The organism is Bacillus sp. (in: firmicutes), assembly GCA_017656295.1.
Lineage (GTDB): Bacteria > Bacillota > Bacilli > Bacillales > JACDOC01 > JACDOC01.
Window position 1 is genome coordinate 57,158 of record JACDOC010000009.1, and the last position, 21,580, is coordinate 78,737.

The 21,580-nt window shown below is 38.5% G+C and carries 21 protein-coding genes; 17 read left to right on the plus strand and 4 right to left on the minus strand.

From position 1 onward, the window contains the following. Positions 1 to 39 precede the first annotated feature (39 nt). The 5 genes from H0Z31_09555 to H0Z31_09575 all read left to right on the plus strand — a co-directional run bounded on the left by H0Z31_09555 (position 40) and on the right by H0Z31_09575 (position 5,008). Positions 40 to 477 (plus strand): GNAT family N-acetyltransferase, encoded by a 438-nt coding sequence (locus H0Z31_09555; protein ID MBO8177682.1) that lies wholly within the window; start codon positions 40 to 42, stop codon positions 475 to 477. Positions 478 to 978: 501 nt separating this feature from the next. Further along, positions 979 to 2,091 (plus strand): GAF domain-containing sensor histidine kinase, encoded by a 1,113-nt coding sequence (locus H0Z31_09560; GenBank protein ID MBO8177683.1) that lies wholly within the window; start codon positions 979 to 981, stop codon positions 2,089 to 2,091. 13 nt (positions 2,092 to 2,104) lie between these two features. Further along, the gene (locus H0Z31_09565) at positions 2,105 to 2,749 is read left to right on the plus strand and encodes a response regulator transcription factor (protein ID MBO8177684.1); all 645 of its coding nucleotides are present in this window, start codon (positions 2,105 to 2,107) and stop codon (positions 2,747 to 2,749) included. A gap of 136 nt (positions 2,750 to 2,885) precedes the next feature. Beyond that, on the plus strand, positions 2,886 to 3,392 hold the full coding sequence (locus tag H0Z31_09570; protein ID MBO8177685.1) for an NAD(P)H-dependent oxidoreductase: 507 nt from the start codon (positions 2,886 to 2,888) through the stop codon (positions 3,390 to 3,392). A gap of 395 nt (positions 3,393 to 3,787) precedes the next feature. Further along, positions 3,788 to 5,008 (plus strand): MFS transporter, encoded by a 1,221-nt coding sequence (locus tag H0Z31_09575; protein ID MBO8177686.1) that lies wholly within the window; start codon positions 3,788 to 3,790, stop codon positions 5,006 to 5,008. A gap of 51 nt (positions 5,009 to 5,059) precedes the next feature. Here H0Z31_09575 and H0Z31_09580 read toward each other — a convergent pair whose 3' ends face one another. Continuing rightward, positions 5,060 to 5,314 carry a YhdB family protein gene (locus tag H0Z31_09580; protein ID MBO8177687.1) on the minus strand — a complete coding sequence of 85 codons (255 nt, stop codon included), beginning with the start codon at positions 5,312 to 5,314 and terminating at the stop codon, positions 5,060 to 5,062. 122 nt (positions 5,315 to 5,436) lie between these two features. Here H0Z31_09580 and H0Z31_09585 point away from each other — a divergent pair, with 122 nt between their 5' ends. The 7 genes from H0Z31_09585 to arsC all read left to right on the plus strand — a co-directional run bounded on the left by H0Z31_09585 (position 5,437) and on the right by arsC (position 12,106). Beyond that, on the plus strand, positions 5,437 to 6,444 hold the full coding sequence (locus tag H0Z31_09585; GenBank protein MBO8177688.1) for a carboxypeptidase: 1,008 nt from the start codon (positions 5,437 to 5,439) through the stop codon (positions 6,442 to 6,444). An 89-nt stretch (positions 6,445 to 6,533) separates the two neighbouring features. Further along, positions 6,534 to 6,941, plus strand: a complete 408-nt coding sequence (locus H0Z31_09590; protein ID MBO8177689.1) for a hypothetical protein — start codon at positions 6,534 to 6,536, stop codon at positions 6,939 to 6,941. 745 nt (positions 6,942 to 7,686) lie between these two features. Beyond that, positions 7,687 to 8,304 (plus strand): NUDIX hydrolase, encoded by a 618-nt coding sequence (locus H0Z31_09595; protein ID MBO8177690.1) that lies wholly within the window; start codon positions 7,687 to 7,689, stop codon positions 8,302 to 8,304. 159 nt (positions 8,305 to 8,463) lie between these two features. Continuing rightward, a complete protein-coding gene (locus H0Z31_09600) occupies positions 8,464 to 9,882 on the plus strand; it encodes a SpoVR family protein (GenBank protein ID MBO8177691.1) in 1,419 nt (472 codons plus the stop codon). 778 nt (positions 9,883 to 10,660) lie between these two features. Next, positions 10,661 to 11,008 (plus strand): winged helix-turn-helix transcriptional regulator, encoded by a 348-nt coding sequence (locus H0Z31_09605; protein MBO8177692.1) that lies wholly within the window; start codon positions 10,661 to 10,663, stop codon positions 11,006 to 11,008. Positions 11,009 to 11,031: 23 nt separating this feature from the next. Next, positions 11,032 to 11,670, plus strand: coding sequence for an MIP family channel protein (locus H0Z31_09610; protein ID MBO8177693.1), 639 nt, complete (start codon positions 11,032 to 11,034; stop codon positions 11,668 to 11,670). Between the two features lie 16 nt (positions 11,671 to 11,686). Further along, the gene (gene arsC, locus H0Z31_09615; GenBank protein ID MBO8177694.1) at positions 11,687 to 12,106 is read left to right on the plus strand and encodes an arsenate reductase (thioredoxin); all 420 of its coding nucleotides are present in this window, start codon (positions 11,687 to 11,689) and stop codon (positions 12,104 to 12,106) included. Positions 12,107 to 12,415: 309 nt separating this feature from the next. On the opposite strand, the gene H0Z31_09620 is transcribed toward arsC, so the two are convergent. Then, the gene (locus H0Z31_09620; GenBank protein ID MBO8177695.1) at positions 12,416 to 12,688 is read right to left on the minus strand and encodes a hypothetical protein; all 273 of its coding nucleotides are present in this window, start codon (positions 12,686 to 12,688) and stop codon (positions 12,416 to 12,418) included. 339 nt (positions 12,689 to 13,027) lie between these two features. Here H0Z31_09620 and H0Z31_09625 point away from each other — a divergent pair, with 339 nt between their 5' ends. Together H0Z31_09625 and H0Z31_09630 are read left to right on the plus strand one after the other, a co-directional pair. Next, entirely contained in the window at positions 13,028 to 13,585 is a 558-nt protein-coding gene (locus H0Z31_09625; protein ID MBO8177696.1) for a histidine phosphatase family protein, read from the plus strand. Between the two features lie 115 nt (positions 13,586 to 13,700). Then, a complete protein-coding gene (locus H0Z31_09630) occupies positions 13,701 to 14,222 on the plus strand; it encodes a DUF1572 family protein (protein MBO8177697.1) in 522 nt (173 codons plus the stop codon). On the opposite strand, the gene H0Z31_09635 is transcribed toward H0Z31_09630, so the two are convergent. Then, on the minus strand, positions 14,219 to 14,962 hold the full coding sequence (locus tag H0Z31_09635) for an amidohydrolase family protein (GenBank protein ID MBO8177698.1): 744 nt from the start codon (positions 14,960 to 14,962) through the stop codon (positions 14,219 to 14,221). The genes H0Z31_09630 and H0Z31_09635 overlap by 4 nt on opposite strands. A gap of 297 nt (positions 14,963 to 15,259) precedes the next feature. Between H0Z31_09635 and H0Z31_09640 the strand changes: the two genes are divergently transcribed. From H0Z31_09640 to H0Z31_09650, 3 genes are all read left to right on the plus strand, one after another. Further along, positions 15,260 to 16,489: an AAA family ATPase gene (locus H0Z31_09640; GenBank protein ID MBO8177699.1), complete on the plus strand. Its 1,230-nt coding sequence runs from the start codon at positions 15,260 to 15,262 to the stop codon at positions 16,487 to 16,489. A 623-nt stretch (positions 16,490 to 17,112) separates the two neighbouring features. Beyond that, on the plus strand, positions 17,113 to 17,649 hold the full coding sequence (locus H0Z31_09645) for a topology modulation protein (GenBank protein MBO8177700.1): 537 nt from the start codon (positions 17,113 to 17,115) through the stop codon (positions 17,647 to 17,649). Positions 17,650 to 17,907: 258 nt separating this feature from the next. Then, positions 17,908 to 20,043, plus strand: coding sequence for an IPT/TIG domain-containing protein (locus H0Z31_09650; protein ID MBO8177701.1), 2,136 nt, complete (start codon positions 17,908 to 17,910; stop codon positions 20,041 to 20,043). 269 nt (positions 20,044 to 20,312) lie between these two features. Here the strand turns inward: H0Z31_09650 and H0Z31_09655 are convergent, their stop codons facing one another. After that, a complete protein-coding gene (locus H0Z31_09655; protein ID MBO8177702.1) occupies positions 20,313 to 21,413 on the minus strand; it encodes a DUF2515 family protein in 1,101 nt (366 codons plus the stop codon). Between the last annotated feature and the right edge of the window lie 167 nt (positions 21,414 to 21,580).

Consider the following 21,580-nt stretch of genomic DNA (forward strand, 5'->3'; position numbering starts at 1 on the left):
GTTTTCATTGAAACAAGGGAGTTTTTGTGAGGTGATTGGATGGAATACAAATGGATTGATCCAAATAGAGATATGGACATGATGACAGGTGTTCTTTCTCTTTATGAAACGATATTTGTTGATTCTGCTGGTCTCTTAGAGCGTATGAAAACGAAATACAACCTGCTTGTACTAGCTGCGATTCATGAAGGAAAAGTGGTCGGCTTTAAAATGGGCTATGAATTGGAAAAGCATAAATTTTACAGCTGGCTTGGAGGAGTTGATCAAGAATACCGAAACAAAGGGATTGGCTCCACGCTAATGACGATGCAGCATCAAATTTTGAAAGAACGTGGATACAAAATTGTCCAAACGAAAACAAAAAATAAATGGAAACAAATGCTCATATTGAACCTAAAGCATGGGTTTGACATTATCGGAACGTATACGGACAATAAGGGAGAACCAAAGATTATTTTAGAGAAAAAATTAAAATAAAATCCACTTTAAATTGTTAGCGAATATGTCGTCGACCACTAGTAGCGTCAAAACCCCAGGGGATCGACGACATTTTATTATTAGTTAAAAATGAAAGTAATCCTGAGAAAAATGAAGGAAAACGAAGAAAATCTTTAACCCAAAACCCTTTCGGCTTTATTGAAAATGGAAAATAATCCAAGTATAATGGAATAAACATTTCCTAATATTTCAACACTTTTTGGGGTTTTTATCTTAACTATGAGGAATTGAAACACTACTACATAAACGATAAAATCAGCTTTGCGAGGTTTTTATCTTAACTATGAGGGTAAAACATAACTCTTTGTATAAATGATTCTGATAATGTTTAACGTTAAACCTTTTCTCCACACCAGCCCTGCCTGGTGTTTTTTTTATTCTCCTACTTTAGTCTGACAACGGGTCGTACCTTGAACGAATAGGGGAAGGGAGGGTAATTTTGTATAATAATTGTAAGACTGTAAGGAAAAGAGGGACGGTATGCAACCTAAACAAAATCACCTCCGTATTTTGAAAGAAATTGCAGAGCTGGTAAATGAAGAGACGGCCATTGAGTCATTGCTTTCCGGTGTGTTGAAGAAACTATTGCAGCTAACGGGTTTTTCGACCGGTTGGTTTTTCTTGATCGATGAAAAGGGACGACACCAATTAGCAGCGTATGAGAATTTACCACCTGCTCTTTCAGAAAACGGTTGTCAGTCGATGAAAAAAGGTGGTTGTTGGTGTGTTGACCGATTTCGGAATGGCCGTTTGAATAAAGCAACGAATATCATATCGTGTAAACGGATTGAAGATGTGCTCGAGGAAAAGCGCGAGGAAACGAACGGCATTTTGTATCATGCGACGGTGCCGCTTATTTCTGGAAAAGAGCGGTTCGGCTTACTCAATGTCGCCTCGCCCTATAAAAAAGAGTTTACGGACGACGAATTAGCTCTTTTAGAATCGGTCGCCTTTCAAATTGGCTCGGCGATTAAGCGCATTCGGTTAACGGAAAACGCAAAAGACGTCGCCCTCATGGAAGAGCGTAATCGTTTAGCGCGCGATTTACATGATTCCGTGAATCAACTGTTGTTTTCTTTGTCGCTAACGGCTCGAGGCGGGATGGAGCAAACCGATTCACCAGAATTAAAAGAAACATTTTCGACGATTCAACAGCTCGCGCAAGAAGCGTTAACGGAAATGCGCGCGCTTATTTGGCAGCTGCGTCCAAAAGGATTAGAGCACGGCTTAGTGCAAGCGATTCAAGCGTATGCGGATGTTCTTGGCTTATCGGTCCAAATGAACGTGAAAGGAGTCGTGAAACTACCGTCTAAAGTCGAGGAAGTGTTATGGCGTATTAGTCAAGAAGCGTTAAACAATTGTAAAAAGCATGCGGGAGTAAAAGACGTCACCATTCATTTGTATGCCGATCAAGACGAAGTATCGTTGACGATTGCCGATCAAGGCTGTGGTTTTTATTATTCACCTACATCGGACCTTCCATCGGTTGGCATTCAAAGTATGCGGGAACGTGCTGAATCGATAGGGGGTACCTTTCAATTACAAACCAAACCAGGTCAGGGGACGAAAGTAAACGTAACAATTAAATACTAGGAGGGGAACATAGATGGCCATTCGGGTATTGATTGCCGACGATCATCACGTGGTTCGACGAGGACTCGTCTTTTTTTTAAAAACACAAAAAGACATTGAGATTGTCGGGGAAGCGAAAAACGGGGAAGAAGCAGTGGAACTAGCGAAAAAGCTCCAGCCGGATATCGTGTTAATGGATTTAGTCATGCCGGTGATGGATGGAATCGAAGCCACACGAGAAATTAAAAAATCCGTCCCAAATGTAGAGATTTTAATGCTAACAAGTTTTTCAGACCAAGAGCATGTTATTCCAGCGATTGAAGCAGGAGCCGCTGGGTATCAGTTAAAAGACATTGAACCGGATGAACTGGTGGAAGCGATTCGTCGGACCGTTCGTGGGGAAAAAACGTTACATCCAAAAGCAACAACGCATTTGTTTCAACGGTTTACCCAAAAAGATACGAAAGACGATCCGTTTAGCGTGTTAACCAATCGGGAAAAAGAAGTTCTTCAAGAAATCGCGAAAGGGAAAAGCAATAAAGAAATCGCGGCCACACTTTTTATTACCGAAAAAACGGTCAAATCGCACGTATCACATATTTTAGCCAAATTAAACGTGGCTGATCGAACACAAGCGGCGTTATTTGCGGTCAAACATGGTCTAGTGAAGGATGAATAAATCCGACTTTTGACGGAAAGAGGGATTCAAAAAATCGACCGATTTGACGAGGCATTTTCCTTATTCATGCGGATGAGCTTATTGCATGGATTCGCGTACACTAATAGTACAGAAACATTGGAAGGAGTTATTCAACATGAAATTCGTCATTATAAACGGGAGTCCACGGAAAAATGGTCGAACTCGAAAAGCGGCAACTTATATAGCCAATCAATACAACATGACGCTTTTCGATTTAGCAAGCCATCCTCTGCCTCTTTTTAACGGAGAAGAGGAGCAAAAGCATCATCCTCTTGTTCATAAGCTTCGAACATTAATGGAAGAGGCAGATGGTGTTCTATTAGCCTCACCCGAATACCATAACGGCATGAGCGGTGCGTTAAAAAATGCGCTTGATTTTTTAAGCAGCGAGCAATTTGCACATAAACCGGTGGCCTTACTTGCTTGTGCTGGCGGTGGAAAAGGGGGCATCAACTGCTTAGCGAATATGCGCACCGTAGCTCGTGGTGTCTATGCTAATGTCATTCCTCGCCAACTCGTGTTAGATCCGGTCGATTTTGTAGGTGATACATTGACAGAAAGCGCTCAACAAAAAGTTCACGAATTAGTAGAGGAGCTTAAATTATACGCGGAAAAATCATAAGAATTACGTGCGGATTTTAAGAATAGTTTTTCAAGAAAGAGGTCTGTTGGTACGAAGTCAGTGGACTGACATATTAATTGGATGAATTAGCAAGTAAATCTCGGAAAACGGCAAGTAAATTCAATGGAATGGAAAGTAAAACTTAGAAAACGGAAAGTAAATTCAATGAAATGGAAAGTAAAGTCACCTAGTAAATGAATGAACCTGCAAGTAAAATGCCAAAATCAGTGAGCAATTTGCTGGAATTGGCGAGGAATGATTGCATTACGATAAAAAATCTTTATTGAAAAGAAACGTTAGTCATTTCCATCATGCACTTCCCATGTGGCCAATTAACCCCATTTTGTACCCCAGTTATCAACCGGCTCACATGTTTCAACGAAAGGGGAAAGACCATGAGAACATTAACTCGGGATAAACGGTTTCTTTTAATACTTTTCGCGAACGTTTTTTCATCCATTGGAACAGGAATTACGATGATTGCTGTGCCATGGTTGCTTGTACAAGTGGATGGTGGAAAAGTGTTCGGGCAAATGGCGTTAACGATGACCATTATTCATTTTTTTCTTTCCCCATGGATTGGCCTAATGGTGGATCGCTTCTCTAGAAAAAAAATATTGCTTACCGGAGAAGCACTAGGATTCCTCGTTGTCACGTTCTTTACCATTCAAGGGTTTATTTATGGGTACGAGACGATCCAACTATTGTTGATTTATGCGATAGGAACGCTTTATTACAATTTGTTTTATCCAACGATGTTTGCGTTTATCCAAGAGGTGTTTGATGAAGATGTTTACCATACGCTGAATGGAGCGATGGAAGTACAAGGTCAAGTTGCTTCGATGTTGGCAGGTGGAATTAGTAGTTTTTTACTGACAGTTGTTGATCTACAATGGATTTTACTTTTGGATGCGACTACATATTTACTCGCCTGTTTCCTTTTTTGGCTTATTCCTTATAAAAAAGGAGAGCGGGATGTTACCTCTCGATCCTTTTTCTCTAACATGCTGGAAGGGTTTCGTTATATGAAAAGACGACCGATGTTGTTTTTCCTTCTTCTCGGTTCGTTTATGCCGTTTATTGGTGTGATGATGACGAACTATTTGTTTCCAGTATACTTGTCGGAAGAATTACAAGTTAGTGGAACGGCGTATTCGTTGCAAACAACTGTCTACGGGATTGGGGCAATTGTTGCCGGGCTAGCGATTCCAATCCTTGTTCGAAAATGGACTTCGATGAAAACGATCATGACGACCGTCACCTTGTATACGATTGGAATTACAAGCGTTCTTTTGTTTAAGCAACTGGCAATTTTTTATGTACTCGTATTTTTCATGGCGTTTGGAAATGCAGGTTCACGGGTGGCACGGAACACATTAGTCATGGAAATCGTCCCTAATCAAATTATAGGACGGGTGACGGCGTTATTTAGAGTCATTGGTCTAGGGATTCGAATCGTTTTACTATCCACTTTTACGACGCTCGTTTCCCACCAACTCGTGACCGTCAGCTTCTATATTTTATCCGTTATTCTTATTATTGCTACATTGGTCGTTTTTCTTTCAGCCCAACAATTGGTAAATCAATCATCCTTAAATAAAAACACGGCTATGTAACAAGCCGTGTTTTTTGATGGAAAGTTTCTTTTGTGTGTGATGGTTGCCTGTTTATGTCATCCACATGAATGTTTCTTCCAATTGCTGATTCGATGCGGTTTCGTTGGCATGGTCAATATAACGTAACAATGCATATAATTTTCGTTCAATGACAGAATAATCATGTGAAAATTGGTAGGCACGCAAGAAATGTTCAATTTTTTTCGAAAGAATGTCGTCTTTCGTTCGAACCATTAAGATGAGCAAGTTATCCCACTCTGAACGGTGGGTGTAATATAAAGCGCGATCGTAATCAACTTTGTTCAATGGTCATTCCTCCTTCGAAAGGAGTTAAGGATAGTGTATGAGAAAATCGAGGTTTGTTTCACTGAAAAAGTTGGTCATCCCGTCATAACGGCATTACCAATAAATGAATAGGGGATGGAAGAATGAAACATATTTTGTTTTGGATTGGCTTTTTTTTCTTTTTTACTCCCCTTGTACATGCGAATATACAAACAGATGTACCATATTCATATTCACAGTTAGCAAATGATGTTCACCGATTTCAAAAACAATTTAATGAATCTGTTGTTGTGCAATCCATTGGAAAAAGTACGTTTGGACGAGACCTTTGGGCTTTTCGTTTAGGAAAAGGGAAGGATGTCATTTTAATCGTCGGTGCGCATCACGGACGCGAATGGCTATCCACAATGGTGATGATGAAAATGTTAGAAGAATATGCTCAAGCGTATCAACAGTCAACAGCCATAGGACCCTATCCATCGAGCCTACTAAATGAAGTATCCATTTGGTTTGTGCCGATGATCAATCCCGATGGTGTGTTGATTCAACAAAAAGGCCTTCATACCGTACCAAAGCGATGGAGAAACGCTGTCTGGATGATGAACGACTATTCGAACAACTTTCAACGATGGAAAGCAAATGGAATTGGTATTGACTTAAACCGGCAGTATGATGCAGGATGGAAGGAATTAGATACAGGTGTTCACTCTCCGTATTATCAATTTTATAAAGGGCAGCGACCGTTTGAAGCGCGGGAAGTAAAAGCACTCGTCCGATCGATTCAGCGTTGGAAACCGTTGATTGCCATCAGCTACCATACATCCGGTCGTGAAATTTTTTGGTTCTACAATAATGGAAGATTTACACAAAGGGATCATCAATTAGCTATTAAGGTCTTTCGTCTGACTCGGTACCCACTATCTACCCCCGAACCACATGCGATGGGGGCAGGGATGACCGATTGGTTTATTCAAACGTACCACAGGCCGGCGATGACCATTGAATTAAGTCCGTATGTCGGGGAAACAAATCCACCGTTAACCATCTTTCCGGAAGAATACGAACGCAATCGACTCGTTGGGATGATGTTAGTGGCGGAAGCGAGAAAATTATTCCTACCGAATAAAGAACAGAACAATGAACAAAAATAGAAATAATTGAATATTAATTGACAGGAACATATGTTCGATATTAAAATAAGGATAGAAAAAATTTCTATGGATGGAGAGGAGCTACCATCATGAGAACCTTTTTAGCCGTTGTAGCTGGTTTAGTAGCTGGCGGAGTAGCCATTTTTTTTCTCGAAACGATTAGCCATATTTTATATCCACCACCAGCGGACATAAACATCAACGATCCAGACGCACTTCGCGAATTCATTCAACAAGCACCTGTTGGAGCACTAGTACTAGTGGCTGTCGCCTGGGCAGTTGGATCGTTTGTAGGTGGGTTGGTCACTCAACTCATTGCTAAACGTCATCAACGCCGCTTACCACTCGTCACGGGCGGAATCTTGATGGCCATGGGATTGTTGAATCTTATATTGTTACCGCATCCGATCTGGTTTTGGGTCGTCGGTCTAGCGGTTTATTTACCAATGGCGTATGTAGGGGGAAAAAGTGCTTTGGTTTTTAAACGGGAGTCGTAGGGGAAAAGAATATAACTACAGAATTCAGTCGTTTACCACCCAATTATGGCAACTTATTTTTATGTTTAAGTTTTAAAAAACATTGTTCTTTATTAGAACGTACCTTTAAAATAGACAGGTACGTGAAAGACTCTCGACATGTGTAAAATTGATCCAAATGACAAAGAACTAATCATTACATACATACAGTTTTTCTGTAATTTCCGATTCGTGGTGAAAAAATCATAGAGGAGCTTCAATCTCGACCTAGATAAGAGCTTGGCATGTTGCCAGGCTTTTTTGCATGGTAAATGTAGAACAGAATAATGCTTTTCTGATGGCACAATATGTTGCACGTTATTATTGAACTTTCTATAAACCAAATAGACAAGATAACTAATATCTAAGTGATTATGCCTACTTTTGTAACCAAGCGTCGCCAATCGAAACCTAAAAGAATAGAATGGAAAATCGAATAAAGAGCTATTTGAATTTTGGATTCGTGATTATTTGATTAGATGATGTTTTAGGTCATTTGGAAAAAGCTTTTGACACGAATAGCATTTGGTAATAAGGATACAAAAGAAATCAGTTGTCCCCTTTCTTCATACATTTGGTAGAATGATAAAAAATAGAAAAATAAAGGAAGTGATTTTAATAAAAGCTTTCGTTTTCGATTGTGATGCAGGAAAACAAACAAGTGCAATTGAACCTAATTTTAAACGTGTATCTGAGCTTTTTCATTTTTTAAATAAAGGTGTTTCTTATGAGTTATAAATGGTTGGAATGGGCAAAAAGGATTCAAGCATTATCTCAAGCAGGCTTAGCTTTTTCAAAAGACGTGTTCGACATCGAACGATTTCAAGAATTACGAAAGATAAGTGAAGAAATGATGCAAGAGTACACGGGATTAGAAATGCAAAAAATTAAGGATTTATTCACTAATGAATCAGGTTATCCAACACCTAAAATAGATGTTCGCGGAGTTGTATTTAAGGATAACAAAATCTTAATGGTCAAAGAAAATATTGATAATCGATGGTCTTTACCAGGAGGTTTTTGCGACATAGGATTATCGCCAGCTGAAAATATAATTAAAGAAATAAAAGAAGAGTCTGGATACGATGTAGCTCCTAAAAAATTACTTGCTTTATTTGACATGAATAAACATCCTCACCCCCCTCAACCTTATCACTATTATAAATTGTTTATTCAATGTGAGATAATCGGTGGACAGGCAAGAAGCGGATTGGAAACAAAAGGGATCAGTTTTTATAGTGAAAATCAATTGCCACCACTTTCTTTGGGTAGAAATACAGAGTCTCAAATTAAAATGCTTTTTGAATTCCTAAGAAATCCTAATAAGGAAGCAATCTTCGATTAACATTGATTGGACACCTATCCAATGTTTTTTGAGAAATGTTAGGACGGACGTGGATTGGACCAAAAAATAAAACCATAATGTAACTCACTTACTATTCTCATTTCATCAATTCCTCTTTTTTGTCATACATTGTGGTAAGACAAAAAAGGGGGAGAGGTCATGAGAGAAGAAGATCGAAAAGCCCTGGAACGAGCGATTACGGAAATTACGGAAATCGCAAAAGGCTTTGGTCTAGATTTTTATCCGATGCGCTACGAAATTTGTCCAGCTGATATTATCTACACGTTCGGGGCTTACGGAATGCCAACGCGTTTTTCCCACTGGAGTTTTGGAAAGCAATTTTATAAGATGAAACTTCATTACGACTTAGGGTTAAGTAAAATTTACGAACTCGTGATTAACTCCGATCCGTGCTATGCCTTCTTATTAGATTCAAATTCGCTTATTCAAAATAAGCTCATTGTCGCCCACGTTTTAGCCCACTGTGATTTCTTTAAAAACAACGTTCGCTTCCAAAATACCAAGCGAGACATGGTCGAAAGTATGGCGGCTACCGCAGAACGCATTCGCAAGTATGAAATCCAATACGGTAAAAAAGAAGTCGAAAAGTTTATCGATGCGGTGTTAGCGATTGAGGAGCATATCGATCCATCGTTAATGCGTCCAAAACTTGCTTGGGATCTCACGGATGAAGAGTATGAAGACGAACCAACGCACCAATCTACCCCATATGATGATTTATGGACCCTGGATGAAAAAGAGAAAAAACAAAAACCTGAATCGAGAAAGAAGAAAAAGAAGATTCCGCCACAACCAGAAAAAGATGTTGTCTTGTTTATTGAACAATTTAGTCGTGAATTAAGCGACTGGCAGCGGGACATTATGACAATGATTCGTGAAGAAATGTTGTATTTCTGGCCACAACTCGAAACGAAGATCATGAACGAAGGCTGGGCTTCGTATTGGCACCAGCGCATCTTGCGTGAAATGGATTTAACAAGCGATGAAGCGATTGAGTTTGCGAAGTTAAATGCCGGAGTCGTGCAGCCGTCACGGACCAGCATCAATCCATACTACCTCGGATTAAAAATCTTCGAAGACATTGAAGAGCGCTATAACAACCCAACCGAAGAGATGAAAAAACGCGGCGTGCAGCCTAATTCGGGTCGGGAGAAAATTTTTGAAGTACGTGAAATCGAATCGGATATCTCGTTCTTACGGAACTACTTAACGAAAGAACTCGTTATGAGGGAAGATATGTACTTGTTTCAAAAACAAGGGAAAGACTACCGAATCATCGACAAGGAATGGGAAAACGTACGCGACCAACTCGTCAACATGCGCGTCAACGGAGGATTCCCGTACATTACCGTCAACGACGGCGACTACATGCGCAACGGCGAGCTGTACTTAAAACATTGGTACGAAGGCATCGAACTCGATCTCAAATATTTAGAAAAAGTGTTACCGTACATTTACCAGCTCTGGGGACGTAACGTCCACCTCGAAACGGTCGTCGAAAACCGAAACATTCTCTTTACGTACGACGGTCGCAGCGTACAGCGAAAATATTTATAAGTCAGGAAAGAAGAAAGCCGCTGAAAGGGTCAGCGGTTTTTTATTGGTCTAGAATATCGGAATTGGCACATAAGGAGTTAGCGTTGGCTCATATTACGACAAGAGGATTTCTAACGCCTCTTGTTTTAAAGATACATAGAAAGTAATTTCTATATTGGGTTTTTATGGTAAAATAAACGTGCTCGCAAAATTGGATTTGAAGGAGTCTTAAAAATGATGATAGATTATAAATTTCCTTTAATAATATTTGGGATTGTTTGGGTCATTTACAGAGCCATCCATATTATTTTAAAAATGAAATTTTCATTCAAAACAGAGCTAATAAAAGCTATGTTATCTTTCATTGTTGATTATTAGCAAGGTATTCACATGAAGCGAAAGGCGGCGACTCCAGCGGGAACAAGAAGCCGCAAGACCCATACTTGAGCGTAGCGAGGGAAACGGCTTGCACCTTGCCCACAGAAAGCGTCAGCCTGTAGCGAAATGTATAAATATCAACAGATCGTTTAACAGACATTCATGCCAATTGCTATTGGAACATCGATGAATGAAATAACAGTCAAAGTTATCTACAGTTATTTTAAGGTAGAGCCCAAATAAAAAGTCCTCAACACTTTTCAGGTGGGGCCTTACCTGCTTTTAGTTCTAGTGTTAAAAGTTCCTCTGGTTCAACCCCCTATTATTTTTTAACAACGTATTTTTGTATAAGTAAAAAACTTATTGCCTTATATAAGTAAATCATTATATATTAATATATGGATATACTGGAGGTGCTCGTATGCAACATTCCACATTAAAAATCGAAAAAGTCGCGACGATCCTAAAATTATTAGGTGATAAAACCCGCCTAACAATGGTGAAACTGTTAGAAAAAAATGATTTTTGTGTCTGTGAGTTTGTGGAGATTTTTGAAATTAGTCAGCCAGCTATTAGTCAACATATTCGCAAATTAAAAGATGCTGGTATTGTGAAAGAAACGAGAAGAGGACAGTGGGTTTTTTACTCACTAATTAAAGATCATGATATGTATCCATTGATTCAACACATTCTACAGCATCTTCCAGAACAAGACGATAAGTTAAAAGAGTTGGAAGAGAAGGGGTTACGTATTTCTTGCTGTGAGTAGCCAAACATCAGGGGGAGCCAAAAATGAAAAAGAAGTTAATCAGTGAGTTTTTAGGCACGTACTTCCTCGTTTTTGCAGGGACGGGGGCTGTTGTTATTAATGAATTAACGAACAGCTTAACACATGTGGGAATTGCGATTACGTTTGGGCTTGTGGTGATGGCGTTAATTTATACGTTTGGGCATATTTCGGGAGCTCATTTTAATCCTGCGGTGACCATAGGATTTTACATCAATGGAGATATCAGCATAAAGGACGGGATTTATTATATCATTAGTCAATTTCTTGCTGCTATCGCCGCCAGTGCCACTTTGTGCTGTTTGTTTGGAAACGTGGCGTCTCTTGGGGCCACCTTACCAAGAGAGACATGGTCTCAATCGTTTTTGTTAGAATTCATTCTTACCTTTTTCTTAATGCTTGTTATTTTTGGATCGGCGGTGCATGGGAAAGCGGTGAAGTCCTTTGCTGGAATTGCGATTGGGGCAACGGTCGGGTTAGAGGCGATGTTTGGTGGCCCGATTTCGGGTGCTTCGATGAATCCGGCTAGATCGCTCGGTCCAGCAGTGGTATCCGGTACATTGGAACATTTATGGGTTTATCTTGTCGCAACGACATTAGGAGCCGTCATTGCGGCAATCCTATATAAAACTTTACACGATTAAGAGAGGAGATTTCATTATGGCAAAAAAAACAATCTATTTCTTATGCACAGGTAACTCTTGCCGCAGTCAAATGGCCGAAGGATGGGCGAAAAAATATTTAGGTGACGAGTGGAATGTATATAGTGCAGGTATTGAAGCGCATGGCTTAAATCCGAACGCAGTAAAAGCGATGCAAGAAGTGGGAATCGATATTTCAAATCAAACATCCGATGTAATTGACCCTGAAATTCTAAATCATGCTGATTTAGTTGTTACTCTTTGTGGACATGCAGCAGACAACTGCCCAGTGACACCTCCTCATGTAAAAAGAGTACATTGGGGCTTCGATGACCCAGCAAAAGCAGAAGGAACAGAAGAAGAAAAATGGGCTGTCTTCCAACGTGTCCGCGATGAAATTGGTGAGCGAATTAAACGTTTTGCAGAAACTGGTGAATAATGAAAAAAGGAGGGCGAACTCCCCGTATTGGAGAGTTCGCCCTTTTCGGTTGTAAAAAAACAATTATCGTAGTTTGGAACATAGGAAAGCTTCTCTTAGTAAGTTCATTTAAGTTGCAGCTAGAGCGGTAAGCTGAAGCATCACTCCGAAGATTATTTGGTCGTACTCTAACAATTGAGCTAAGCCGGCATGTTGGTTTTATTTATGACTGTTGGATTATAGTGATCTGAAGGAAAGCTAGTTAGTATTTGGCTAAAAGTTTTTTGAAAAAGAGAAGAAGGTACTTCGCCTTCTACTCTTTTTGTGTGCTTATCCCCCCATTATATGAGCTAAATAAAAATAAAAACCCCAGACACCTAAAGAACTAAAACTACTTAATAGGACTGCAAGCGATAAAAATACGTTTGCATTGGATTCACTTTTATAACGATACATAAACGTAATTGATAGAATGATACCAGCAACGAAACAAATTGGCCATACTAGCTGTAAAGTACCAAAGGGAAATCCAGTATCTATTAGGTAACCTACTATAAAGACAAGATTGACCAATAATAATACAGGAAGAATTATTTTCTTCATTTCCACTTTCACCTTTTTCTTCGAAAATTAGGATAAAGAGAACTTTTTGTATAATTTTAACATAAGGCTATGTTATATGTCATTGTTGATTTTTAGCAAGTTATTCACACGGCGGAGACTCCAGCGGGAACAGCAAGAGTACGATAGGAAAACCAAAATTTCCGATTGCTTTAATGTAGCCATTTTTTATCTCTCCTTATCAGAATTTGGCACATCCAACTGTTTAACAATAGTTCTAAATTTCTAAAATAGATTAAGATAATTCAGAAAAAAATATTAAAATTGTTTGAAAAGCTGATAAAATATTGAATTGGAAAATATTTGTGGGAGTGTATACATTTGCGAACTAACATGTATTTTGTTCGGCATGCCCATTCTACATATACACCTGATGAAGTTGGAAGACCCTTATCCGAACGAGGGTTGGTTGACGCGGAAGTTACTGAATTACTAAAAAAAGAAGAAATTGATATTGTCATTTCAAGTCCGTATAAAAGAGCCATTCAGACAGTGGAGGGAATAGCTAAATTTTTAGGTAAAGAGGTTGTAATAGAGGATGGTTTTAAAGAACGAACATTGGCTGAGAAACCTGTTGAAGACTTTAACCAAGCTATTACGAAAGTATGGGAGGATGTACATTTTTCTTGGGAAGGAGGAGAATCTAATATCCTCGCTCAAGAAAGAGGGGTAAAAACGACCTTTCGGATATTGGAAAAGTATGAAGGGAAAAACATTGTCATAGGTACTCATGGCAATATCATGGTTTTAATCATGAATCATTTCGATCACCAATATGATTTTCATTTTTGGAAAAAACTTGATATGCCAGACATCTATAAATTAACTTTTGAGCAAAAGAAGCTGATAGATGTTCAAAGAATATGGGGGGAAAAATAGGGTAATTAGTACATTAAAGTATAATCAAATGAAAAGAAAAATTTTGTTGATTTAATAAAAAATGGATGGAATAAGATGATATGGATTAAAATTTATATAAAAAGGGGAAGATGCGATGTCAAGTAATGAGAAAGCGGTATCGACAGAATATTTAAAAGTAATAAAGTCACGGTTTATAAGTATGAAAGATACGGCAGAAAAGACATTCGAACAACTTGATGATCAAGATTTGTTTTGGTATCCAAATGAAAACTCCAACAGCATTACAGTTATTGTTAAGCATATGAGCGGGAATATGATATCTCGGTGGACGGACTTTTTACATTCAGATGGTGAAAAGCCATATAGAGATCGGGATGGCGAATTTGAACATACGATTTCGAGTCGAAAAGAGCTATACGAAGTTTGGAATAAAGGTTGGGATGTATTCTTTAAGGCAATTGATTCGCTTACAGAAGAACATCTCCTTCATGTCATTTACATTCGAAAAGAACCTCATACGGTAATTGAAGCCATTGAAAGGCAAATGTATCATTATTCCTACCATATTGGGCAAATCGTTTATATCGCCAAACTGCTAAAATCTGATCAATGGAGATGTTTAACCATTCCTCGAAACAAAAAGTCCACCTCTTAAATCTTATACCAATTTATTGCATTTTTATAGAAAACCTTCTTAGCCCCTTCGTCCCCAAGAACATCATATATAAGTTCCATATCTGATGTTTGAAATGGTCTTTTCGCCCTTGTTGAAGGTAAATCTGTCCCAAACATAAGGGCATCAGGATTAACAGAGAATATTTTACGATGGGCTTCTTCTACGTTCAACTCCACTCGACCAAAACCCGTGGCTTTTACTCTGACCCCTTTTTCAACTAGAGCTAACAAAGTGTAAAATCCTTCTTTCGTTAACCCAAGATGATCAATGGAAACAGCCGGAAGGTTTTCAACTATCTTTGTGAAATGTACTAATGATGCAGAATCAATGTATAACTCGGAATGCCAGCCGACCAGTTCATACACTCTTCTGGCCATGTAGTCTAAACGGGAAAGATCTTTTAATACGCCACGTTTGACATTAAAACGGATCGCTCTTACACCGAGTTGATGAAGTCTCATTATTTCTTCATCCGATGTATCGTCAGGCAGTTGGGTGACACCGACAAAATGTTCCCCGAGTGTTTGAAGTGCATTGATTAAATAAGATTGATCAAATCCTTGAAACGAACCGGATACGATAGCCCCACCAATTACATTAAAATCTTTCACTCGATCTAAATAGTCTTCACAGGTAAAATCATCAGGCATAAAACCTTGATTCACTATTAACGGAAACCTCGAATCAATAATGTGGAAATGAGCATCAAAAATCTGAATGGTTCTCTCCCCCTTAAACCTTCTTGCTATAATTTTACAGAATCAGTTGGACAAGAAAAATAAGTGAATCGTTATAACAAACAATAACTACATCTTATTAATGAAAAAGTACCGCTATAGATAAAATTTCCCTTGTATTTTTCTGTATATCGTATTTAATTTCCCCTACTAATGAGGTAATATCTAAATACTGACATTTTCTCAACTGTATAGGTAAAAGCTTCATACAAAAGGAAGGGAACAACATTGAAACACATTCCAACGCTAATTCAAATTGATCAGATTACTAGAGAAGAAATGCCACATTATTACGATGTGGCCATTGTGATGAACAAACTAAAAGAAGCCCTTTTTACACATACAGGGGAACAGTTTTCCTTATTTTCTTATAGTGAAAATATGGATGAATTATTAGAAATGATTCAGGAAACGATATTGAATGATGCAAATGAAGCCACGTTGATCGGTTATATTTTTGATAGTTTGGAAAAAGGTAGAATAAAGTACAGTACGCTCCATGGCGATAAAAAGTTTATTGAAGAACCATTGCTAAATAATGCACTTTACTATTTTCCTAGGTTTGGAGTTGCCGTCGCGAAACTCCCTATTTACCAAAGCCATGAAGATTATGAAGAGACGTTCCTTTTTGCAAAAGAGGGGAAAGCCATTATTTCTTTTCTTGACTATTTGTATGAAAAGCAACGAGAAAGTATGAAAGGGTATATTAATGTTATCGTTGCTACGGATGATGGTATTCAACGTAGTAAAGAAGAATTTACGTATCAAATCAAACGGGAGGATGTTTTACTAGAGGAACCTATTAAAAAAGAAATTTTCCGTTCTATTGATGAATTTTTCCTTAATGAAGGAGAATTTTTCAAAAAGTATAATTTACCTTATAAACGGGGGATTCTTTTATACGGGGCACCAGGAAACGGAAAAACTACCCTTGTAAAATCAATTGCAGGTAGTACCCCTGCACCGGTTGTGTATTGGCAAATTACGGAATTCACATACAGTTATACTATTAAAGAAGTGTTTTCGACTGTATCAAAATTAGCGCCTGTCATTCTCGTGATTGAAGACATTGACTCCATGCCAGAAGAATCCCGTTCGGTTTTCTTAAATACGTTGGATGGTGCTTCGACGAAAGAAGGAATTTTCTTAATCGGTACAACGAATTATCCTGAAAAAATTGACCCGGCTTTAATCAATCGAGCAGGGCGATTTGACCGAGCCTACGAAATCAAACTGCCGAATCAAGAAACGCGTAGCCTTTATTTACGCAAAAAGAAAATTACAGAGTTTATTTCTGAAGCCGAGTTTAATTATTTAATCAAGCAAACAGAGGGGCTCTCGATTGCTCAATTAAACGAATTATATACGATGGTAGCCTTACAATGGCATTACGATAAGCAGGTTGATTTGCACTCTATTATTAAAGATCTGCAAACAAACAATAGACGGACGTGGAGACAAGAGTGGCTTGAAAATCCGGTTCATTCTTCCATTGGATTTGGTGACTAAAAATGGTCAAACATCCCCTAGAGGTTCATTGCTAGGGGATGTTACAAAAATATTAGGATCTTCTTTTTTGGTAGGCGATTAAAACAATTTCCTCTCCCGTTTCTTGTCTAAATTTTTCTTCTACATTTTTTAATTCGTTTACCGTTTTCTCATTTAATTTCGCCACAGGAAATCTATCTTTTTCCACAACCATCCCTCTTTTCGTTTTTCATCTATCTTGTCCGGTTTAGATGTGGACTATTCACATTTTGGAGGTCAAAAATGAGCCATTTAGAAAAATTACTCACTATTCAAGTTCAGCCAATGAAAAAAGACATGATTCCAACATCAGAAGATGAGGGGATTTTTGATTTTCGGACGGACTATTCCTTTACAAGTGCCATCGAATTTTAATTCCACATGGAACGTTTCGTCAAAAATGTAATTGAAAAGATTGTCCAGTTTTTAATAACAACATACGGAGTGACCATTTTGAGTGACATGAAAAAAGTAAAATCAGCAAATGAACCGAGATTTTCAACTGTAGATTCTTTTTTAAGGTACATTCCGAACAACATTAACATTGAGAGATGGAACGAAGACGGATCTCCGGAGGAATGAAAAATCACAATGGGGGGAAAAATATGAAAAAAATTATGGTCGTTGGGGTATCGCCAGGCGTAGGGAAGACGACGTTTGCCAGGCGTTTAGGGGAAGCGCTCAACATACCGGTCTATCATTTAGACAAATACTACTGGAAGCCGGGATGGGTTGAGTCTCCATTAGAAGAATTTCGAGCAGCTCAACTAGAAATCGTCAAACAAGAAAAGTGGATCATTGAAGGAAATTATACCAATACATATGATGTCCGGGTTCCTCATGCAGATACGATTATTTATTTAGAGCTTTCATTAATGCGATGCCTGTTTCGAGTTTTCAAACGAACGTATTCTAATCTTGGAAAAAACCGCAATGACGTAGGAGAAGGATGCCCTGAACGATTTGAATGGGAATTTTTTCACTATATCCTAACCACTCATCGTCGGCGCAAAAAAGCGATGCCGGAACGTCTAAGGGAAATGCAGCTTACTGGAACACAGAAAACAATTGTGGTGTTGAAAAGTAAAAAGGCCATAGAGACATATCTAAAGAAGATAAAAGAAAGTCGAATTCCCAATTAAGAACATATGCCGAAATCGTTTCCGCATAGAGTGTACAACTATTCAGTGTGAAAAATTGTAGAATTCGAAGGAATGAATATATGAAAAAATAGTCCTTATTACTTATAAAATCGACAATTCTTAATATTGACGATTATTTTTCTGAATATTAAAATTTTATTAACAAATTATGTGAGCTATGCTTGTTTTTATTATGAAAGGACATCCCCGTTTTCTCATATAGAGAGGCGGGGTTTTTTCGTCATTAGGGAGGTTTTTATGAAAAAATCATTGAAATTAAGGAGTGTGTGGCTATTGATTTTTGGGCTGTTAAGGATAGGCCTTAATCAAGACAAACAAGTCGTTAATATTGCTAGTACAGAAGAAAATGATGTGAATTTTACATCCGATGTCATTTATCAAATTGTGGTGGACCGTTTTTACGATGGGAATACAAGTAATAATCCAACTGAAAGCTTATATAGCAAAAATTGTACTAATTTACGAAAATATTGTGGTGGAGATTGGCAAGGGATTATTGACAAACTTAAGGACGGATATTTAACGGACATGGGAATCACTGCAATCTGGATTTCCCAGCCGGTTGAAAATGTTTACTCTATCATGAATGATGCTGCAGGTACCACCTCTTATCATGGCTATTGGGCACGTGATTTTAAAAAGACGAATCCATTCTTTGGGGATGTAGCGAAGTTCCGTGAATTAATTTCAACAGCTCATGCCCATGGTATAAAAGTAATCATTGATTTTGCACCCAATCATACATCGCCTGCTTCCGAGGATGACCCTTCGTATATGGAAAATGGTCGTTTATATGATAACGGTGTACTGATAGGAGGCTATACACACGATACTTCAGGATATTTCCATCATAATGGAGGCACTGACTTTTCGACAGGGGAGGATAGTATTTATCGAAACTTATTTGACTTAGCCGATTTTAATCATCAACAACCAGTTATTGATCAATATTTTAAAGATGCAATCAAAATGTGGCTTGATTTAGGAATCGACGGCATTCGGATGGACGCGGTGAAACATATGCCATTTGGATGGCAAAAGTCATTCATGGATAAAATTTATGATCATCGAGCAGTCTTTACATTTGGAGAATGGTTTTTATCAGAAAATGAAGTTGATCCAGCAAATCATATGTTTGCCAATGAATCTGGAATGAGTTTATTAGACTTTCGTTTTGGACAAAAATTACGTCAAGTGTTACGAGACAATACAGATAGTTGGTATGGATTTGATCAAATAATTCAAGATACTGCGAATGCATATGATGAAGTGATTGATCAAGTCACCTTTATCGATAACCACGACATGGACCGTTTTATGATCGAAGGCGGTGATTCGCGGACCGTCGATATGGCATTGGCCGTCCTTTTAACATCCCGAGGGATCCCAACGATTTATTACGGAACGGAACAATATCTAACGGGAAACGGTGACCCGAATAACCGAAAAATGATGACGTCATTTCATAAAAACACGAGAGCATACCAAATTATTCAGCGGCTAGCTCAATTACGAACGTCCAATCCAGCTTTAGCATATGGAGATACACAACAAAGATGGATGAATCATGATGTCTATATTTATGAACGTCAATTTGGTAACGACGTAGTCCTCGTAGCCATTAATCGTAGTTCCACTGAATCCTATCATATTACCGGATTATTTACGGATTTACCATCTGGAACGTATAGGGATGAGTTAGCCGGATTATTAAACGGAAACGCCATAACGGTAAACAGTGATAAATCCGTATCACCTTTTACGTTAAGTGCCGGAGAAGTCGGAGTATGGTCTTATTCTAAAAAGGAGACTTTACCTCATATTGGTCATGTGGGCCCGATGATGGGACAGGTCGGACATACCGTAACCATTGATGGTGAAGGGTTTGGTGTATCACCAGGTGAAGTGTTATTCGGTTCCGCTTCGGCTACAATTGTTTCATGGACAGATCATCAAATTATTGCAAAGGTTCCAATAGTTACACCTGGTATTTACGATATAACAGTAAAAAATGCAAGCGGTACATCAAGTAATTCGTACGACAAATTTGAAGTATTAACGAACGATCAAGTGTCTGTTCGATTTGTTGTTCACAATGCGTATACCAATTGGGGAGAGAATGTGTATTTAGTCGGAAATGTACATGAACTAGGAAATTGGGACCCAAATAAAGCCATTGGTCCGTTATTTAACCAAGTGATTTATTCGTATCCTTCCTGGTATATCGATGTTAGCGTTCCAGAAGGAACTCCGCTTGAATTTAAATTTATTAAAAAGGATGCAAGCGGAAACGTCATTTGGGAAAGTGGTTCGAACCATACGTATACGACACCAGTTGGTACAACTGGAGAAGTTAGCGTGCAATGGAGATAAAAAAGGTGGGAAAACGCTTTTTGGTGTTTTCCTTTTTTATTGTTCCGGAGAAATGATAACGTAAAGATTTTGATTTTATCAAAAAAGGCAAGGATTTCTGGATTAAATATGAAAGTTTTTCTATTAAAAATGATTACTTGCCAAATGAGAACTTGCTGGAATGAATAAATTACTTGCCAGTATTAGAATTTTACTTGCCCAGAGAGTATATTAGTTGAAATAGGTATTTATTTGCGGCTAGGTATTTTACTTGGCAAGCAGGATGAGTTCTAAACCATCGACAATATTTGTCGAGCTATTACAGCAAGTTCTAATAGATCAATCGTGCGGCAATAATCATCGAGGATGTCGCCGTCTAGTGGTTTTCCTTTTTTAAAAAACCGGAGAACGGACAAATCTTGAAACCAATCATTCGAATCTGGTTGTTCATGGTCGACGTTTTTCCATGCTGCTTGTAAGGTTGGACTATGAATGGGGAGAGCCTCTTTTTTTAATCGACAGTGGTCGATTCGTTTTTGATAACGGTCTTTTACAATGGTCATTTTTATGGGATGAAATATATCGTTCCAATAATCAGCACGGGAACCGGTGTGTGGATGGGAGGCAGCCCAGTTCAGTACTTTTTGCCGAAGACTTGGCTTGTGAAATAGAAGATGATATAAGGATTTTCCAAATTCAATTCGACGGGATAAGGAAGCGAAGTGCTGTACGGTGGCCCCAGCAAGATGAGGGCGCACGTTTTGATTGGTTTCTACAAATGGAAGGAGAATATGATTAAAAGGAAGTACATCGTATAGCTGAAATCCCCATGTATTCAATACCGAATTCTTGTATGTTTTGTGTTGAATGACTCTTGACTCGATGTAGTTCTGTTCATTAATGATGGTTGCAATGGCCAAAGTCTCTTGGTCCCTTTCTTCCCAAAAAAAGGACCACATGGCTTCCATGAACCGTGATACCCCAAAATACGGAAGTAAATCAAATAAGTTTTGGTTGTATTTTACGCTACATTCATAAAGCATTAACTGGGGAAAGGCATCCTGAAAAATCAGCCAGTTTCCTCGTTCAAGAAAAGCAAAAATGGATTCTTTTTCATCGTTGTCTAATAAGCTTTTTAGTAAGCCACCTTTTAAATCCGTCATGTTCCAACCGCCATTTCGAGAGACCATATGTGCAAGGAATGCCCAATGAATTTCAGGGAAACGTAAGTAAAATGACAAGTAGGCTGCTGTACGTGTGACGTTATTGACATTGTTTCGTGCTGTTTCTTCTTTGATGGTCTGGACAATCTGTTCTTCCCATGATTGAAGTGGGCGAAGGGGAGTTGGATGTTGAAGCCGCCTTTTTAATTCGGTTTTCCATTTCTTCAAAGTATCACCCCTTTATTTGTTACAAATAAGTTTAATAGTTTTAGAAAGGTGGCGTAATATATCGTATTAATTCGATCGTTCATACATGAAAAATTCTGAAGAAGGATGCAATGTTTGTTGATAATGACCTAGGTTTATAAGCGGAATGATCGTTTGGACCATTAGTT

Coding starts and splice junctions, on each gene's coding strand:
- H0Z31_09555 (MBO8177682.1), top strand. CDS start 40: ATGGAATACAAATGGATTGATCCAAATAGAGATATGGACATGATGACA.
- H0Z31_09560 (MBO8177683.1), top strand. CDS start 979: ATGCAACCTAAACAAAATCACCTCCGTATTTTGAAAGAAATTGCAGAG.
- H0Z31_09565 (MBO8177684.1), top strand. CDS start 2,105: ATGGCCATTCGGGTATTGATTGCCGACGATCATCACGTGGTTCGACGA.
- H0Z31_09570 (MBO8177685.1), top strand. CDS start 2,886: ATGAAATTCGTCATTATAAACGGGAGTCCACGGAAAAATGGTCGAACT.
- H0Z31_09575 (MBO8177686.1), top strand. CDS start 3,788: ATGAGAACATTAACTCGGGATAAACGGTTTCTTTTAATACTTTTCGCG.
- H0Z31_09585 (MBO8177688.1), top strand. CDS start 5,437: ATGAAACATATTTTGTTTTGGATTGGCTTTTTTTTCTTTTTTACTCCC.
- H0Z31_09590 (MBO8177689.1), top strand. CDS start 6,534: ATGAGAACCTTTTTAGCCGTTGTAGCTGGTTTAGTAGCTGGCGGAGTA.
- H0Z31_09595 (MBO8177690.1), top strand. CDS start 7,687: ATGAGTTATAAATGGTTGGAATGGGCAAAAAGGATTCAAGCATTATCT.
- H0Z31_09600 (MBO8177691.1), top strand. CDS start 8,464: ATGAGAGAAGAAGATCGAAAAGCCCTGGAACGAGCGATTACGGAAATT.
- H0Z31_09605 (MBO8177692.1), top strand. CDS start 10,661: ATGCAACATTCCACATTAAAAATCGAAAAAGTCGCGACGATCCTAAAA.
- H0Z31_09610 (MBO8177693.1), top strand. CDS start 11,032: ATGAAAAAGAAGTTAATCAGTGAGTTTTTAGGCACGTACTTCCTCGTT.
- arsC (MBO8177694.1), top strand. CDS start 11,687: ATGGCAAAAAAAACAATCTATTTCTTATGCACAGGTAACTCTTGCCGC.
- H0Z31_09620 (MBO8177695.1), bottom strand. CDS start 12,688: ATGAAGAAAATAATTCTTCCTGTATTATTATTGGTCAATCTTGTCTTT.
- H0Z31_09630 (MBO8177697.1), top strand. CDS start 13,701: ATGTCAAGTAATGAGAAAGCGGTATCGACAGAATATTTAAAAGTAATA.
- H0Z31_09640 (MBO8177699.1), top strand. CDS start 15,260: ATGCCACATTATTACGATGTGGCCATTGTGATGAACAAACTAAAAGAA.
- H0Z31_09645 (MBO8177700.1), top strand. CDS start 17,113: ATGAAAAAAATTATGGTCGTTGGGGTATCGCCAGGCGTAGGGAAGACG.
- H0Z31_09650 (MBO8177701.1), top strand. CDS start 17,908: ATGAAAAAATCATTGAAATTAAGGAGTGTGTGGCTATTGATTTTTGGG.